The organism is Nocardia sp. NPDC003979 (genome assembly GCF_053605015.1).
Map to the genome: position 1 here is coordinate 120,189 of NZ_JBSGIJ010000004.1, position 16,128 is coordinate 136,316.

A 16,128-nucleotide genomic window follows, 5' to 3' on the forward strand; every position below is an offset into this window, starting at 1 on the left:
GATGCGGGAATCGCGGTCGATGCGGTGGGGGCGGTTCGTCCACCGGCATCGTTTTCTCGTGCTCGGGTTGTTCGTTCTCGCGGTGGCGATCTCCGGGTGGTACGGCCGTGACCTGGCCGGTCGCTACACCCAGGAGGGCTGGTTCGACGAGGACAGCCAATCGGTCGCCGCGTCGAAACTGGCCGACGACACCTTCGGGCGCGACACCGACGGCGACCTCATCGTCATCTACACCGCCCCGGCAGGCGCCACCGTCGACGATCCGGCGGTGCGCGGCCCTGTCCTGGCCGCCCTCAACGGTTTACGTGCCGAGCACGGCGAGCGCATCCACAAGATCGACAGCTACTGGGACAGCCCGTTCTCGGCGAACGCCTCCGACCCCACCAAACAGCACGCCTTCGCCAGCATCGGGCTGGCCGGTGGCGGCGGCACGGCAACGGTCAACAACTACCTGGCACTCAAACCGCACCTGAACGCCGGAGTGCCCGGCGGCGGACCCGGTGGGACGACGGTGCAGCTGGCCGGGTTGCAGCCGGTGGTCGAAGGCATCAACATCGGGATGCAGCACGACATCCGGCGCGCGGAGATCATCGCGCTGCCGATCGTGGCGATCCTGCTGTACTTCGTGTTCGGTGGGGTGATCGGTGCGTTGCTGCCGGTGCTGATCGGTGGGCTCACCATCCTCGGCACCTCGGGAATTCTGCGGGTGCTCACCGACCACATCGAGGTGAATGTGTTCGCCAGCGCCGTGATGACGCTGGTCAGCCTCGGATTGGCGATCGACTACGGGCTGTTCACGGTGACCAGATTCCGGGAGGAGTTGGCCGCCGGACGCAGCGTGGAGGAAGCGACCGCGCGAACGGTGGCGACCGCCGGGCGCACCGTGCAGTTCTCGGCCGGCATCATCGCGCTCAGCCTGGGCGCCTTGTTCATCTTTCCCAACGGGGTGTTGCGCTCGGTGCCCTACGGTGGCATCTCGGCGGTGATGCTGGCGGCGGTGCTGTCGGTGACCGCGCTGCCCGCCGCCCTGAGCATCGCTGGGCGGCGCATCGACTGGCTCGGGTGGAAACGGTTCTCCCGCACCAAGACCGAGGCCCAGATCGACGCCGGGTTCTTCTCCCGCCTGGCGATCTGGGCGATGCGCAGGCCGTGGGCGGTGGTGATCCCGATCGTGCTGGGGTTGCTGGCGTTGAGTATCCCCTTGCGCCACATCGAGTTCGGCGGGATCAGCGAGAAGTACCTGGCCGCCGACAACCCCGCCCGGGTGGCGCAGGAGGATTTCGACCGGCTGTTCCCGGGGTTCCGCACCGAACCGCTGAAACTGGTGGTGGTCGGCGCCTCCCCGCAGCAACTGAGCGACATCCGGTTCGAGGCCAACCAGGTTCCGGGTCTGACCGGGCGGTTCGAACCGGCCGCGCCGACGAAGAACGATGTGAACGTGCTCTCGGCCGGGCTCGGGGACAAACGCGACGCCGACCGGGTGATCGACACCTTGCGCGCACTGCCCGCACCACCGGGCGTCGAGATCATGGTCGCCGGCATTCCGGCGCTGGAACGCGACAGCATCAACGGGTTGATCGACGGGCTGCCACTGCTGCTGGCGATTCTCGTCGCCGCCGCCCTGGCCTTGATGATCGTGGCGTTCCGGTCGGTGATTCTCGCGGTGAAGGCCGTGGCGATGAGCGCGCTCAGCCTGGTGTCCACATTGGGTGTGCTGACCTGGATCTTCGTGGAAGGGCACGGGGCGGGCGTCTTCCAGTTCACGCCGGGGCCGTTGATGTTCGCGGTGGTCGCGTTGATCGTGACGGTGATCTTCGGGTTGTCCACCGACTACGAGGTATTTCTGCTCTCACGCATCGCGGAGAAACGCGCCTCCGGTGCCGATGCGACCGAGTCGATCCGCTACGGCGTCGCCCACACCGGTGGCGTCATCACCTCGGCCGCCGCGATCCTCATCGTGGTGACCGGTGCGTTCGGGTTCTCCGATCTGGTGCTGATGAAGTACATCGCCTACGGGATGATCGTCGCGCTCATCATCGACGCCACGATCATCCGCATGGTGCTCACCCCCGCCCTGCTCAAGATCATCTGGCGGTGAGGGAGAACCCGGCGGTCGGCCCCGGAGCGGAGGGCGCGGTCGACCACGGGGTCATCATGTGGATCGGCCCGTGTGAAAGGCCGTGTCGGACAACGTAGTTCTGTCACAATGAGGTATGGGCCGCACGGTACACGTGAACACACTGGCGAACCTGGTCGAGAATCGGCGTCTCGATGTGATCGGTGTACTGATCCGGGACCACGACTATCTCGCGTGCGTGAGCGATCCGGGCTTCCGATCGGATGCGTACCCGGACACCGCGGTCTCCGACAGCGACTACGACCGGTGGCGTTCGGCGACCGAGGACCTGCTCGGCGCCATCAGCGAATTACAGGCCCGCGCACGGGAAGTGGGTGCGCACCTCGAGCCGCCACTCGGCGGGACCCTGTTGTGGTCGCTGCGGTACACGAGAAGAAACCGGCGGCTGCGCGCGAACTACGACACGCACGCGGCCGAACTGCGCGCCGAGTTCCACCGGGTGATCGCGGAGTACAAGCAACGTACCGGCGACCTGACCGAATTCCTCGAAGAAGAGCACCGACGCAAACGGCAACGCATCGAAGAGGAACAGCGGCGGCGCGAGGAAGAACGAGAGCGCGAGCGAGAGCGCATCCGTTCGCGTCGTGCCGCGGCGCTGGACGCGGCCACCGGGGCACAGTGGGCCTACGAGATCACCGACTACTCGAATGCGCGCACTTTTCGGATCTACATGTCCACACTGGACGCCATTCTCGGGGCCCAGGGCGAACTGACCGTGGCCGAAGTGCAGGAAGCCTTGCGTGCCGAGCGCGAACACCATCCGTATACGCAGGTGTTGTGGGGTGCCGAAACCCGACGGGCCCTGACGGACAGGTATTCGAGTGAGGCCAACGGCTGGCAGGCGCTGACCGGTGAGCTGATCGATCCGCATCCACACGATCCGAGCAGGCCACGACGGTCCGGGAAGTATTACGGCCCCTCCAGCAACTATGGGGGCGACGGAGGCGGTGGGTACTCCGGCTGCTCCGGTGGGGGTTTCTCCGGTGGATTCGGCGGCGGTTTCCGGTAGGGCCAGCCCCCGCCGGTTACACCTGCCGGCCGTGGTAGCGGGGGCGGGCCGCTGCGGAGCTCGGTGACGGCAGGCGCGTTCGTCGCAGCGTGGTGCGAGTGGTGGTTCAGGGGCGGGTGCGGTCGGGGAGGACCAATTGCAGGCCGGTGACGGGGTGGTCGAAGACGTCGACCGGGTGTCGGTAGATCTTGGTCAGCAGGTCACGGGTGAGGACTTCTCGCGGTGGGCCGTCGGCGGCGACCCGGCCCTCGTCGAGGACGGTGACGCGGTCGGCGTAGGCCGCGGCCACCCCTAGATCGTGCACCACCACGACCACCGCCGCGCCTTCGGCGGCACGGTCGGCGGCGAGTCGCAGTACCGCTTCCTGGTGGCCGATGTCGAGGGCGGCGGTGGGTTCGTCCAGGAGCAGGGTTGCGGTGTCCTGGGCGAGGACCCGGGCCAGGGCGACGCGGGCGCGTTCACCGCCGGACAGGGCGGGAAAGGTGCGGGCGGCGAGGTGGGTGACGTCGGTGGCGGCCAGGGCGGCGGCGATCAGTTCGTCGTCGCGGTCGGCGGCGGGGGTGTGCAGCCACGGCGCGCGACCCATGGCGACGACCTCGCGGGCCGTGAACGGGAAGCCGACGGTGTGCGATTGCGGCAGGACCGCGCGGCGGCGGGCCATGTCGGCGTGGGTCCAGTGCGACAGGGCGTGGCCTTCGAGTTTCACCGTGCCCGAGGTGGGCTCCAGCTCACCGGCCAGGGCGGCGAGCAGGCTCGACTTGCCCGCGCCGTTGGGTCCGACCAGCGCGACGATCTCACCGGCCGCCACCCGGAAGTCGACGTCCTCCAAAACCGTGCGCTCACCACGGCGCACGGTGAGATCCGTCGCCCGCAGCGTGACGGTGCCCGGTTCCGGGCGCGCTGGAACATCGGGAGTACGGGCGAACAGCGACCGCCACGACGTCGCCTTCCGCCGCTGAACCGGGGTACTCGCGGTCGTTCGGTCGAGTACCGGGCGCGAAGAGGACGGGCTCGGTGTGCTCATCCCCAACCTCCGGCCTTGGCCCTGGTGCGGCGCAGCAGCCAGAAGAAGAACGGGCCGCCGATCAGTGAGGTCAGCATGCCGAGGGGCAGGTCGGCATTGCGGACCAGGGTGCGCGCGGCGACGTCGGCACCGAGCAACACCACCGCCCCGACGACGGCGCTGAGCGGCACGAGCACCCGGTGCCCCGGCCCGACGAGCATGCGCACCACATGCGGCACGATCAAGCCGACGAACAGGATGATGCCGCTGAACGCGACACCCGCGGCGGTGAGCACGGCGACCACCACGATCACCTGCCTGCGCAGCCGCTCCACGTCGACGCCGAGGTGGCGGGCGGCGGAATCCCCCAGCGCCAGCAGATCAAGGCGCGGCGCGATGAGCACGGCGGCCAGGATGCCGCTCGCGGCGAGGGTGGCGACGACGGCGACCGAGGGCCAGGTGGCGCCGTTGAGGCTGCCCAGCTGCCAGAACACGATCTGATCGCGGGCGGCGGGGGTGGCGATGAACAGCAGCAGCGCGATGAGACCACCGGCGAACGCGTTGATCGCCACGCCGGTGAGGATCAATGTCACCACTTCGGTGCGCCCACCCGAACGGGACAGCACATAGACCAGCGCCGTCGTGACGAGCCCGGCGACGAACGCGGCCGCCGCGATCGACCAGGCGGCGACGAACGCGCCACCGATCACGATCACCGTGCCCGCACCGACCGCCGCACCGGCGGACACCCCGATCACGCCCGGTTCGGCCAGGGGGTTGGCGAACACGCCCTGCAACAACGCACCCGCTGTCGCGAGGACTGCCCCGACCAGGATCGCCAGCACTACGCGGGGAAACCGCACCTCCCACAGCGTCACCTCGCCGGCCGGGTGCGCGGGCATCGGCCCGAAATCCAGTCCGATCCGGTGCGCGACGCTGCCCACCACCTCCGCGGCAGTGGTCGGTACCTGTCCGAGCACCGCCGACACGACGGCCAGGATCACCAATGCGGCCAGGGCGACCACGAACACCACCGTCACCCGGGTAGCGCGGTGTCGCGGACGCGGCAGCGGGTCAGGCGTCGCATCGGTGATCCGCGCCGGGTCGGCGGACTTGATCAGCTCCGGGGCGTCACTCATGCGACGTCTCGGAGCTCGTAGCGGGAAGGCTCAGTCGTCATCGGGCGGCGACGCCGAGCTGGCTGTCGAGGGCGAGAGCTGTCGCCACCGCCCGGCGCTTCGCCGGTAACCGGCGCCAGAGGTTCGAACTCCGGACATCGCCGGCTGCGCCGAACGACCGGGTCGACCGGCTGGAGGACGCGCGCCCGGCAGGTCACACCTGCTGCTCGCGCGGTCATGACGTCTTCCCGTAGATGGCATCGGACAGCGCCGAGATCACCCGGCCGGTGTTGGGGCCGAAGCTCAGGACCACCGCGTCGGACATGTCGACCACGCGCCGATCACGCCCGGCAGGCGTCTGGGCGATGCCGGGGACCTTCACCAAACCGTCGACCCCACCCACCGACTTCAGGCCGTCCGTCATCACCAGCAGCACATCGGGCGACGCGGCGATCATCGCCTCACTGGTGATCGCGGTGAACGGTTCGCTCAGCCCGGCCGAGGTCCCCGCGTCGACTCCGCCCACCGCGGTGATCAGCGAATCGGCACCGGAACCCGGACCGGCCATCATGGTGATCGCGGCGCTGCGCAGGTACAGGAACGCGATCTTGGGTCTCGGGTCGGCGGAGGGCACGCGGGCGGTGGCGGCGGCGATCTCGTCGCGGGTGCGCTGACCAAGCGCGCGGCCCGCGTCGGGCACGCCGAGGGCGGTCGCGACGGCCTCGATCTGCGGGACGACACCGTCCATGCTGCGGTCGGGGTCGAAGTACACGACCGTCACACCGGCGGCGCGCAGCTGATCGCGCACGGCGGGCGCGGCGCTGGTGGTGTCGGTGAGGAACACCGACGGGCGAAGGGCGAGCACCGCTTCGACGCTGAGGCTGCCGTTGCCGCCCGCCACATTCGGTACGTCGGCGACGGCGGGGAACGAGGCGGAGGTGCTGCGCCCGACGAGGTTGTCACCGAGACCGAGCGCCCAGACAGTCTGGGCCAGCGTGCCGTACCGGTCGACGGCGATGATGCGCGAGGCATCGGTGACCGTCACCTCGGTGCCGTCGAACGACCGCGCGGTCGCGGGCATCTTCGGCGTGGGGGCGGGCCCGATCGGGACAGGGTCGAGGTCGGCGAACTGGGCGGTCACCGGCCCACGGGTTTGTGCAGTCGATGCAGGATTGCTTCCGGTGCAGGCGACGGCGCCGGTCAGGACCGTCGCCGCCAGCATCGCCGTCAGCACACCACGCAGTTTCATGCAGGTAAGGCTAGCCATCATTCCGAACGGGCGCTCACATCGTCGAGGGCGGCCGCGATCGCGCGCGGCAATTCCAGGGTCTCGGCTGCCAGCACCCCCGTGAGCTGACCGATATCGCGCGCACCGACGATCATGCTCGCGATACCCGGCCGGTCCCGGATCCAGGCCAGCGCCACCGCCAGTGGCGAAGTACCGAGCCCGTCGGCGGCGGTGACCAGCGCGTCGACCACCCGGGTCGCGCGGTCGTCGTCGAGGCGGCGGCGGATCTCGGCGGCCGTCGACTCGTCGGCACCGCGCGAATCGGCGGGCACACCGTCGCTGTATTTGCCGGTGAGGATGCCACCGGCCAGCGGCGCCGAAGCGATGATCCCCACCCCGTGATGGCGTGCGGCCGGAATCACGTCGTTCTCGGGGGCGCGCGCCAGCAGCGAATACGGTGTCTGCGCGGCCGTGACCGGGCCGATCGCGGCCAGGCTCGCCAGCTGCCACGCGCTGAGCCCACGCACGCCCGCGTACCTGGCCCGTCCGGTGGCGATCACCGTCTCGAGGGTGGTCGAGACCTCCTCGAGAGGTGTGTAGGGGTCCCAGGCGGCGATGCTGAAGATGTCGAGATGGTCGGTGCCGAGGTCGGCGAGTGTGCGGTCGAGCTGGCGGAGCAGGGTGCGCCGGGAGGCGTCGACGACCGGGCCGACCGCGGCAGGCGCGGGAACCGTGTCGCCCACTCCCGCGCCCGGCTTGTGGGTCACCACACCCGCGCACCCGCTGAGCACCACGTCCTCACGCGAGACCACCTCACCGAGCAAACCGGCCAGGATCTGATGCGCGGCGCCGTCACCGTAGACGGGGGAGAGGTCGATCAGTGTTCCCCCGGCATCGGCGAAAGCCGCCAGCTGCACCGAGGCCTCCTCGGCGTCGGTATGGGTGCCCCAGGTGTGGGTCGCCAACCCGATCCGCGACACCCGCAGTCCGCTTCGTCCCACCGTTCGCTGTTCCATCACCGCGCCCGTGCTTTCGTCACGGCGCCCAGCCTAATGCGCGGCGTGGCCGTCACCGCCGCGCCGACCCGGTGCGAGTCGGGTTCACCGGTGGGCCGACGACACCGATCCGGCCCGACGGGTAGGGTCGCTGCGGGATCGCGGGCCCACACGGCCGGGCGAGCAAGCAAAAGCCCAGGAGGACGCGATCTTTCGGGCGCGAGAAGTGGTAGGAGGATGTGGTGGGCGAGTCGATGACCTGGTTCCAGGCATTGGTACTCGGACTGGTGCAGGGGCTCACGGAGTTCCTGCCGATCTCCTCCTCCGGACACCTGCGCATCGTCTCGGGTGTGTTCTTCGGGGACGACGCGGGCGCGTCGTTCACCGCCGTCACCCAGCTCGGCACCGAGGCCGCGGTCCTGGTGTACTTCGCCAAGGACATCTGGCGCATCCTGATCGCCTGGTTCACCACCCTCGGTATGCGATGGCGCGAACGCTCGCAGCGTGCGGTGGCCGTCGGTGACCGGGTGACGACCAAACTGCCGGTGATGGACCGCAGCGCCCGCGAAGCCCACGAACGCGACACCCAGCGCGAGCTGGACTACCGCATCGGCTGGTACGTCATCATCGCGACCATCCCGATCGGGGTGCTCGGCTACCTGTTCAAAGACGAGATCCGTACCGGGGCACGCAACCTGTGGCTGGTGTCGTTCATGCTGGTGGCGTTCGCGCTGGTGATCGCCGCCGGTGAGTACTACGGCAAGAAGGCCCGCCCGATCGAACAGCTCACCACCCGCGACGGCATCATCATGGGCCTGGCCCAGTGCCTCGCCCTGATCCCGGGCGTGTCGCGTTCGGGTGCCACTTCGACCGCAGGCCTGTTCCTCGGCCTGAAACGGGAAGCGGCCGTGCGGTTCTCCTTCCTGCTCGCCATTCCCGCCGTCACCGCGTCGGGCCTGTTCAGCCTGCCCGACGCCTTCGAACCGGCCGGTGAGGGACTCAACGCCAGCGGCCCACAACTGCTGGTCGCGACCGTCCTCGCCTTCGTCGTCGGCTATGCCTCGGTGGCGTGGCTGCTCAAGTTCGTCGGCAAGCATTCCTTCTACTGGTTCGTCGGCTACCGGATCATCCTCGGCCTGACGGTGATGGGCCTGCTCGCCGCGGGTGTCGTCTCCGCCACCTGAGCCCGCGGCCCGCTGATGGTTAGGCTGGTCCCATGACGGTGATCCTGCTCCGGCACGGAGTGTCCACCTCCAACACCGCGCGCACCCTCGCTGGGCGCGCACCCGGTGTGGAGCTCACCGACCGTGGAACCGAACAGGCCGCCGCGGTCGCCGACCGGCTCGCCACCCTGCCGATCGAACACATCGCCAGCTCACCGCTGCTGCGCTGTCAGCGCACCGTCGCCCCGCTGGCCGACAAACTCGGCCTCGAACCCGAGCACGACGAACGACTCATCGAGGTCGACTACGGCGAGTGGACCGGGCGCCCGATCGCCGAACTGCTCACCGAACCGCTGTGGAAAGTGGTGCAGGGACACGCTTCCGGCGCCGTGTTCCCCGGTGGTGAAGGTCTGGCGCAGGTGCAGCAGCGCGCGGTGGCCGCGATCCGCGACACCGAACGCCGCCTCGCCGACAAGGCCGGGCGTGACGTGCTGTGGGTGGCGTGCGCGCACGGTGATGTCATCAAGTCGATCCTGGCCGACGCGCTCGGCCTGCATCTGGACAGTTTTCAGCGGATCGCGGTGGAACCGGCCTCGATCAGTGTGGTCCGGTACAGCCCGCACGGGCCGTCGGTGTGGAAGTTCAACGACACCGGTGCCGACCTGTCGGCCCTGTCCGGGGGCACACCACCGCCACCGCTGCCCGGTGGGGAAGTACCCGGGACCGCGAGTGCGGATAATGGGAATGTGAGACACCGCGATTCTCTTTGAACCAAGAGTTGTTCGTGAGTGTCGTTGAGGGTCACGTATCAGGAGGTGCATGTGTCACGCGCAATCCATGTATTCCGCACCCCCGATCGTTTCGTCGCCGGGACCGTGGGCGAGCCGGGCGATCGTTCGTTCTACCTGCAGGCCGTGCAGGAACCGCGCGTGGTCAGCGTGCTGCTGGAAAAGCAACAGGTGAAGGTGCTCGCCGACCGGATGGGGTTGCTGCTCGACGAGGTGGCGCGCCGTTTCGGGGCCGAGGTACCGCCCGAAGGTGAGGACGTCACCGATGTGGCGCCGCTGATGACTCCCATCGACACCGAATTCCGGGTCGGCACCATGGGTCTGGGCTGGGACGCCGACGCGAACGCCGTGGTGGTGGAACTGCTGGCGATCACCGAGACCGAGGTCGACGAATCGGTGGTGCTCGACGACACCGACGAAGGCCCCGACGCGGTGCGCGTGTTCCTCACCCCCATGCAGGCGCGTGAGTTCGCGTTGCGCTCCACCCGGGTGATCGCGGCCGGACGCCCACCGTGCCCGCTGTGCGGGGAACCGCTGTCGGCGCGCGGGCACATGTGTGTGCGCACCAACGGGTACAAGCGCGGCGAGATCTTCGGTGCGGCCGAACTCGACGAGGAGTGAGACGTGTCCGGCATCACCGACGGTGAGCTCGAGATCATCGGACGGGTCGGCGTCGCCAGCAACCTGACGCTGGTGTGCGAGATCGCCGCACCCGAGCCCGATGGTGCGCCGCTGCGGGTGGTGTACAAGCCGGTGCGCGGGGAACGACCGCTGTGGGACTTCCCCGACGGCACCCTCGCCGGGCGCGAGGTGGCCTCGTACCTGATCTCCGAACAGCTGGGATGGGGTGTCATCCCGGAAACGGTGTTGCGCGACGGTCCGTTCGGGCCTGGCATGGTGCAGCGGTGGGTGACCTCGGTCGACAACCGCACCGACGCACGCCAACGCCTCGACCTGGTCGATCTGTGTTCACCGGGCACGGTGCCCGAGGGGTTCTGCGAGGTGCTGCGCGCCCTCGACGACACCGGCAACGAGATCTCGCTCGTGCACGCCGACGATCCACGCCTGCAACGCATGGCGGTGCTCGACCTGCTGCTCAACAACGCCGACCGCAAGGGTGGGCACGCCCTGGAAGGTGTCGACGGGCAGGTCTACGGCGTCGATCACGGCATCTGCCTGCACAGCGAACCGAAACTGCGCACGGTGCTGTGGGGGTGGGCCGGTCAGCCCATCGACGAGGCACTGATCGCCGATGTCACCGCGTTCGCCACGAATCTGACCGGCCCGATAGCGGATTCGCTCGCCGAGCACATCACCGACGCCGAGATCACCGCACTGACCGAACGCACCAAAGCCCTGCTGGAACGCCCGGTCATGCCCCTACCGAATTCGGCCCGCCCGATCCCCTGGCCCGCGTTCTGAGGGTGCGAACCCGGCCGCGAGCATGACGAGCAGCCCGCAGCAGCCGACGAGAACCCAGCCCGGGCGCGCGGCCTGAGCCAGTTCCGTGTGCGCGGAGCCGCCGATGAACCCGCCCGCGACGGCGACGCCGAGGGCGGCACCGAATTGGCGTGCGGTGGAGGTGATTCCGCCTGCCACGCCGGCCCGGTCGGCGGGCAACCCGCTCACGGCGGTGGTGGTGATGGGCGGGTTGGCGAAGCCGAACCCGATTCCGACCAGCAGCAACGCCGTCAGCAGCAGGGGCAGCGGGCGATGCTCGCCGACCGCGACGAACAGCAGCCCACCACCGAGCGCGGTGAATCCGCCCGCGAGCTGTAGCGGTCGCCGCGCACCGTGGCGGCTCACGAGCACACCCGAGAGCGGGGCGAACACGATCGCGGGCACCGCAAGTGGCAGCATCACCGCACCGGCCGCCGCCGGTGACATCCCGCGCGCGTCCTGCAGATACAGCGTCGTCAGCAGCAAGGTGGCGCCCAGGGCGACGAACACCGCGACCGCGCTGAACACAGCGGCGGTGAACGGTGCGCGACGGAACAGACCGGGGTCGATCAACGGTTCGGGCCTGTGGCCTTCGAGCCGGACGAAGGCGATGATCGCCGCGCACACCACCGCCGATCCGAGGATCGTCGCCGGCGAAGCCCAGCCGAGACGCGGGCCCTCGAGAAGCACACCGACCGACCCGCCGACCACGATCACCAGCAGCACCTGCCCGAGTCCGTCGAGCCGTCGCACCCGCACCGCTCTCGACTCGGGAACCACCAGCGCGGTCAGCACGAGCACCACCGCGATCACCGGCAGATTCACCCAGAACACCCCACGCCACCCCAGACTCTGCACCAGCGCACCGCCGACGACCGGGCCCGCCGCCATCGCCACCCCGAACACCGCCGCCCACACCCCGATCGCGCGTGCCCGCTGCCCCGGGTCGGTGAACACCCCGACGACGATCGCCAGCGCCACCGGGCTCAACATCGCCGCGCCCGCGCCCTGCGCGATCCGCGCGGCGAGCAGCACACCGACCGTCGGGGCCACCGCGCACAGCACCGACGACGCACCGAACAGCACCAGCCCCACCCGGAACACCCGTCGCCGCCCGACCCGGTCGGCGACAGCGCCCGCGGAGATGAGCAGGCTCGCCATCACCAAGGTGTAGGCGTCGACGATCCAGGCGATGCCACGGACTCCGGTGTGCAGGTCGCGGGCGATGGAGGGCACGGCGGCGTTGACGATGGTCGTGTCCAGCCCCACCAGGAACAGGCCTGTGCTGCACACGGCCAGCACCGCCCATCGTCGTCGCGAGCCGAGGGCTCGGTCTTTCGCTGTGTCGATCATGGCGAGAATCGTCGAGGCGCGGTCGGGCGAACAGGTAGGGATTTTGCGAAGACCGCAAAATGGGGGTGTGGACGACGCACAGATCATCGACGAGATCGGTCCGCGCCTGCTGGCCTTGCGCCGCGGTCGTGGCCTGACCCTGCACGAGTTGTCGGGCGAGACCGGTATCTCGGTGAGCGCGCTGTCGCGGCTCGAGACCGGCAAACGGCGCCCCACCCTCGATCTGCTGCTGCCGTTGGCGCGGGCACACCGGGTCTCGCTCGATCAGTTGATCGCCGCGCCTGCCACCGGTGACCCACGCGTGCACCTCATCCCACGCCGCAGCCGCAACGGCAGCATGGTGGTGCCGCTCACCGACTATCCGGGACGCATGCAGGTCTTCAAACAGGTCCTCGGCCCGAACACTCCGAGACTGGTCACCCACGCCGGCTACGAGTGGCTGTATGTGCTTGCCGGGGACCTGCGGCTGATCCTCGGCGAACAGGAACTGCTGTTGCGCCCCGGGGAGGTCGCCGAGTTCGACACCGACCAGCCCCACTGGTTCGGGCCCGCAGGCGATCGAAGCGTCGAGATCCTGCACATGTTCGGTCCGCAGGGCGGGAAAGCGCGGGTGCGTACACCCTTCTGACCGGCACGGATTTTCCTGGGTGTACGACGATGCCGGTGCTAGTGTGCTCCAAGCACTTTCGCTGTCCCCGCATCATCAGAGGAACACCATGTCGACTCGTTCGATCGTCACCGGATCCGCCGCCGCTCTGCTGCTCGGCGCGGTCGTCGCCGCTCCCGCCCAGGCCTTCCCCGCCGGCTGGTTCGACGACCAGACCTACGTCTGCACCGCCACCGACCGCACCACCGGCGCCTGGCTGCCCGAGGTCGTCGTCGAGGCTCCCGACCAGGTGGGTGCCGGTTTCTACGCGCTGCCCCTGCTCGGTCCCAACGCCGACAACCTCAACCTGCACTGCCGCCCGGCCTGACCGACCCCCTGAGTTGCCGCGAGTCGGGGCGCGGCGACAAGGGGTCAGTGGGCGAGCAGGAAGTGCCGTACGGCTTCGCTTTGCCCCAGCACGGCATGTCCGACACCGGGCAGGAGACGCACCTGCGCATCGGCCAATGCCCGAGCGCGTCGAGCCGTGCCCGCCGAATCGAACAGTGCGTCACGCTCGCCGACGATCACAAGTACCGGAATACCCACCGACCGCAACTGCGTGTCGGAGAACCTCGGTAGATTTCCCGAGCGGGCCGAGAAATGGGTGAAGACCAGTTCCACGTCGTCGAGGATTTCCTCCGCCGCCGGACCTGTGAGCCCCAGACCGGTTCGTGCCATGTCACGCACACTGTGACGGCCGAGCAGCCGTAGACCCACGGCTTTCACCAGCCACCCGTAACGATGCCTGCCCAGGCCGCCGGGGCACAGCAGCGCCAGCGCCCCGACCCGGCCCGGTCTGCGGGTCACGTAGTCCAACGCGGTCCAGCCACCCAGAGACATCCCGGTCATCGACACCGTGTCCAGCCCCAGCCCGTCGAGAACCTCGTCGAGCCAGTGCGCGCAGGCGTCGGTGTCCAGCGCCAGCCTGGTGGGCGCGCTGAAACCGGGCTCGCCGGGTAGGTCGACCGCGTACACCCGGAAGTGGGCCGCCCACTCGCTGATATCGCCGCGCCAGGCGCTCGCATTGGACCCGGAACCGTGCAGCAGTACCAGTGGTGGCGCGTCGGCCGGTCCGCAGACCAGCACGAACGTCTCACCGGCGGCGGTCGGGACGAGCCGCTGCTCCCACGGCACCGGCCAGCCGGCCAGATGTTCGCGGTAGCGCTGCGCGATGCGTTCGCGGCCGTGCTCGGAGGTGTAGATGGTGGTCATGGGGCGAGGACTCCGTCCAGGTAGTCGAGCAGGCGTGCGGTGTCGGCGAGCCCGCCGAGCAGGATCACTTTCAGGCGTCCGCGTGCCGGGTCGTAGCTGGTCTCGACCCGTAATGCCCGCCCGCCAAGACCGCGTGTGGCGGCGGTGGCGGTGAGCAGGGTCGCGACTCGGTCGACGGTGGCGCGGTCGATGTCGTCGATCTCGACGATGCAGGAGGCCTCCGCGTGCCCGGCGGTCGCGGGTTTCGGTGCGCTGATCGGGAGGCCGGTGAAGGTCTCGAGGTCGTCGTGGGTGATGCGGTACTGCTTGCCGATGCGGGCGGCGGGCAGTTTGCCGTCGCGGACATATCCGCGCACGGTGCGGACATGCAGTCCGAGCAATTCCGCGACCTGTTCCACCGAATAGAAACCTTCTGGCATGAAACAACCGTATAGGTACGTTCGAATAGGTGCAAATAGGTAATGATAGGGAGCAGGCGCGCGGCGTGCCGACGACTACAGCTACCGTTCGCGGATTCGGCGACCGAGACCGCGACACAACGGCCCACCGCACAGGCGCACCCCCTGCGGCCTGGGAATCCTCGTGAGCGCAACCCTTGACAGCGCCGGTCGAACACGTTTGTGTGCAGGTTGCGGGCCGCGCCGAATCCGGCCGGGCAACCGGGTGGACCGGCCCGCGAGGCGAGCACTCCGGCCGGGGCTCTACCCTCGAATCATGCAGTCCTGGTCCGATAACGCCCTTCCGACCGTCCCCGGAGCAGGGCCGCCGTTGCGGTTGTACGACACCGCCGACCGCCAGGTCCGCCCGGTCACCCCCGGCGCGACCGCGAAGATGTACGTCTGCGGAATCACCCCCTACGACGCCACCCACCTCGGCCACGCCGCGACCTACCTGACCTTCGACCTGGTCAACCGGTTGTGGCGCGACGCCGGACACGACGTGCACTACGTGCAGAACGTCACCGACGTCGACGACCCGCTGTTCGAACGCGCCGCCCGCGACGGCATCGACTGGCGCGACCTCGGCAGCTCCGAGATCGACCTGTTCCGCGAGGACATGTCCGCCCTTCGGGTGCTGCCGCCCCGCCAGTACATCGGCGCCATCGAATCGGTCGAAGAAGTCGTCGAGGTGGTGCAGAAACTGCTGGCCTCCGGCGCCGCCTACATCGTCGACGACGCCGAACATCCCGACATCTACTTCCGCACCGACGCCACCGAACAGTTCGGCTACGAGTCGGGCTACGACCGCGCCACCATGGAGAAGTTCTTCGCCGAACGTGGCGGCGACCCCGACCGGCCCGGCAAGCGCGACACCATCGACGCCCTGCTGTGGCGCGCCGAACGCCCCGGCGAACCGTCGTGGCAGGCACCGTTCGGCGCCGGGCGCCCCGGCTGGCACATCGAGTGTGCCGCGATCGCGCTCAACCGCATCGGCACCGAATTCGACGTGCAGGGCGGCGGCTCGGACCTGATCTACCCCCACCACGAGTACTCCGCCGCGCACGCCGAAGCCATCACCGGCACCCGCCGCTTCGCCCGCCACTACGTGCACGCCGGGCTGATCGGGCTCGACGGCGAGAAGATGTCGAAGTCCAAGGGCAACCTGGTGCTCGTCTCGAAACTGCGCCGCTCCGGAGTCGATCCCGCCGCGATCCGCCTCGGCCTGTTCGCCGGGCACTACCGGCAGGACCGCATGTGGACCGACGCGGTTCTCGACCAGGCCCAGGCGCGGCTCGCCCGCTGGCGCGAAGCGGTGTCGCTCGCCTCGGGGCCGTCGGCGACCGACACCGTCGCCCGCCTGCGTCAGCACCTGGCCGACGACCTCGACACCCCCAAAGCTCTTGTCGCGGTGGACAACTGGGCCGAGCAGGCGATCGCCTACGGTGGCACCGACACCGCCGCCCCGGCCCTGGTGCGCAACGCCGTCGACGGACTCCTCGGTATCGCCCTCTGACCCGGCGCCGGCATTTGCGGCCAGATTGCCGGAGCGTGCGGTGTTTATACTGTGGCGAACCGCCGTCGTCGGATCGGAGAGGG

General features: G+C 69.3%; 16 protein-coding genes. 9 read left to right on the forward strand and 7 right to left on the reverse strand.

The window, feature by feature from the left end; genetic code table 11:
* Positions 1–58: 58 nt before the first annotated feature.
* Positions 59–2,098, forward strand: coding sequence for an MMPL family transporter (locus ACWEVR_RS10285; protein WP_452466656.1), 2,040 nt, complete (start codon positions 59–61; stop codon positions 2,096–2,098).
* 133 nt (positions 2,099–2,231) lie between these two features.
* Positions 2,232–3,146: a hypothetical protein gene (locus tag ACWEVR_RS10290; RefSeq protein WP_452466657.1), complete on the forward strand. Its 915-nt coding sequence runs from the start codon at positions 2,232–2,234 to the stop codon at positions 3,144–3,146.
* 106 nt (positions 3,147–3,252) lie between these two features.
* On the opposite strand, the gene ACWEVR_RS10295 is transcribed toward ACWEVR_RS10290, so the two are convergent.
* From ACWEVR_RS10295 to ACWEVR_RS10310, 4 genes are all read right to left on the reverse strand, one after another.
* On the reverse strand, positions 3,253–4,170 hold the full coding sequence (locus ACWEVR_RS10295; RefSeq protein WP_452466658.1) for a heme ABC transporter ATP-binding protein: 918 nt from the start codon (positions 4,168–4,170) through the stop codon (positions 3,253–3,255).
* Entirely contained in the window at positions 4,167–5,288 is a 1,122-nt protein-coding gene (locus ACWEVR_RS10300) for a FecCD family ABC transporter permease (RefSeq protein ID WP_357144268.1), read from the reverse strand. Before ACWEVR_RS10300 ends, ACWEVR_RS10295 begins: the two co-directional genes overlap by 4 nt.
* 214 nt (positions 5,289–5,502) lie before the next feature.
* Complete coding sequence (locus ACWEVR_RS10305) at positions 5,503–6,516, reverse strand: heme/hemin ABC transporter substrate-binding protein (protein WP_452466659.1); 1,014 nt, start codon at positions 6,514–6,516, stop codon at positions 5,503–5,505.
* Positions 6,517–6,533: 17 nt separating this feature from the next.
* Positions 6,534–7,511: an aldo/keto reductase gene (locus ACWEVR_RS10310; protein ID WP_452466660.1), complete on the reverse strand. Its 978-nt coding sequence runs from the start codon at positions 7,509–7,511 to the stop codon at positions 6,534–6,536.
* A gap of 233 nt (positions 7,512–7,744) precedes the next feature.
* On the opposite strand from ACWEVR_RS10310, the gene ACWEVR_RS10315 reads away from it, so the two are divergent.
* The 4 genes from ACWEVR_RS10315 to ACWEVR_RS10330 are packed head-to-tail and all read left to right on the forward strand — an operon-like array spanning position 7,745 to position 10,863.
* Positions 7,745–8,674: an undecaprenyl-diphosphate phosphatase gene (locus tag ACWEVR_RS10315; protein ID WP_067639935.1), complete on the forward strand. Its 930-nt coding sequence runs from the start codon at positions 7,745–7,747 to the stop codon at positions 8,672–8,674.
* Between the two features lie 32 nt (positions 8,675–8,706).
* Positions 8,707–9,423, forward strand: a complete 717-nt coding sequence (locus ACWEVR_RS10320; RefSeq protein ID WP_452466661.1) for a histidine phosphatase family protein — start codon at positions 8,707–8,709, stop codon at positions 9,421–9,423.
* A gap of 51 nt (positions 9,424–9,474) precedes the next feature.
* Positions 9,475–10,062 (forward strand): DUF3090 domain-containing protein, encoded by a 588-nt coding sequence (locus tag ACWEVR_RS10325; protein ID WP_067490390.1) that lies wholly within the window; start codon positions 9,475–9,477, stop codon positions 10,060–10,062.
* Between the two features lie 3 nt (positions 10,063–10,065).
* Positions 10,066–10,863, forward strand: a complete 798-nt coding sequence (locus tag ACWEVR_RS10330; protein ID WP_067490059.1) for an SCO1664 family protein — start codon at positions 10,066–10,068, stop codon at positions 10,861–10,863.
* On the opposite strand, the gene ACWEVR_RS10335 is transcribed toward ACWEVR_RS10330, so the two are convergent.
* Positions 10,822–12,234 (reverse strand): MFS transporter, encoded by a 1,413-nt coding sequence (locus tag ACWEVR_RS10335; RefSeq protein WP_452466662.1) that lies wholly within the window; start codon positions 12,232–12,234, stop codon positions 10,822–10,824. The two genes, ACWEVR_RS10330 and ACWEVR_RS10335, sit on opposite strands and share 42 nt — an antisense overlap.
* A 67-nt stretch (positions 12,235–12,301) precedes the next feature.
* Between ACWEVR_RS10335 and ACWEVR_RS10340 the strand changes: the two genes are divergently transcribed.
* Both ACWEVR_RS10340 and ACWEVR_RS10345 read left to right on the forward strand, forming a co-directional pair.
* The gene (locus tag ACWEVR_RS10340; RefSeq protein WP_067638372.1) at positions 12,302–12,862 is read left to right on the forward strand and encodes a helix-turn-helix domain-containing protein; all 561 of its coding nucleotides are present in this window, start codon (positions 12,302–12,304) and stop codon (positions 12,860–12,862) included.
* An 88-nt stretch (positions 12,863–12,950) separates the two neighbouring features.
* Positions 12,951–13,208 carry a hypothetical protein gene (locus ACWEVR_RS10345; RefSeq protein ID WP_067638374.1) on the forward strand — a complete coding sequence of 86 codons (258 nt, stop codon included), beginning with the start codon at positions 12,951–12,953 and terminating at the stop codon, positions 13,206–13,208.
* A 44-nt stretch (positions 13,209–13,252) separates the two neighbouring features.
* Here ACWEVR_RS10345 and ACWEVR_RS10350 read toward each other — a convergent pair whose 3' ends face one another.
* Positions 13,253–14,092: an alpha/beta fold hydrolase gene (locus ACWEVR_RS10350; RefSeq protein WP_452466663.1), complete on the reverse strand. Its 840-nt coding sequence runs from the start codon at positions 14,090–14,092 to the stop codon at positions 13,253–13,255.
* The gene (locus ACWEVR_RS10355) at positions 14,089–14,511 is read right to left on the reverse strand and encodes a helix-turn-helix domain-containing protein (protein ID WP_452466664.1); all 423 of its coding nucleotides are present in this window, start codon (positions 14,509–14,511) and stop codon (positions 14,089–14,091) included. Before ACWEVR_RS10355 ends, ACWEVR_RS10350 begins: the two co-directional genes overlap by 4 nt.
* Before the next feature lie 295 nt (positions 14,512–14,806).
* Here ACWEVR_RS10355 and mshC point away from each other — a divergent pair, with 295 nt between their 5' ends.
* Complete coding sequence (mshC, locus tag ACWEVR_RS10360) at positions 14,807–16,045, forward strand: cysteine--1-D-myo-inosityl 2-amino-2-deoxy-alpha-D-glucopyranoside ligase (RefSeq protein WP_452466665.1); 1,239 nt, start codon at positions 14,807–14,809, stop codon at positions 16,043–16,045.
* Positions 16,046–16,128 lie beyond the last annotated feature (83 nt).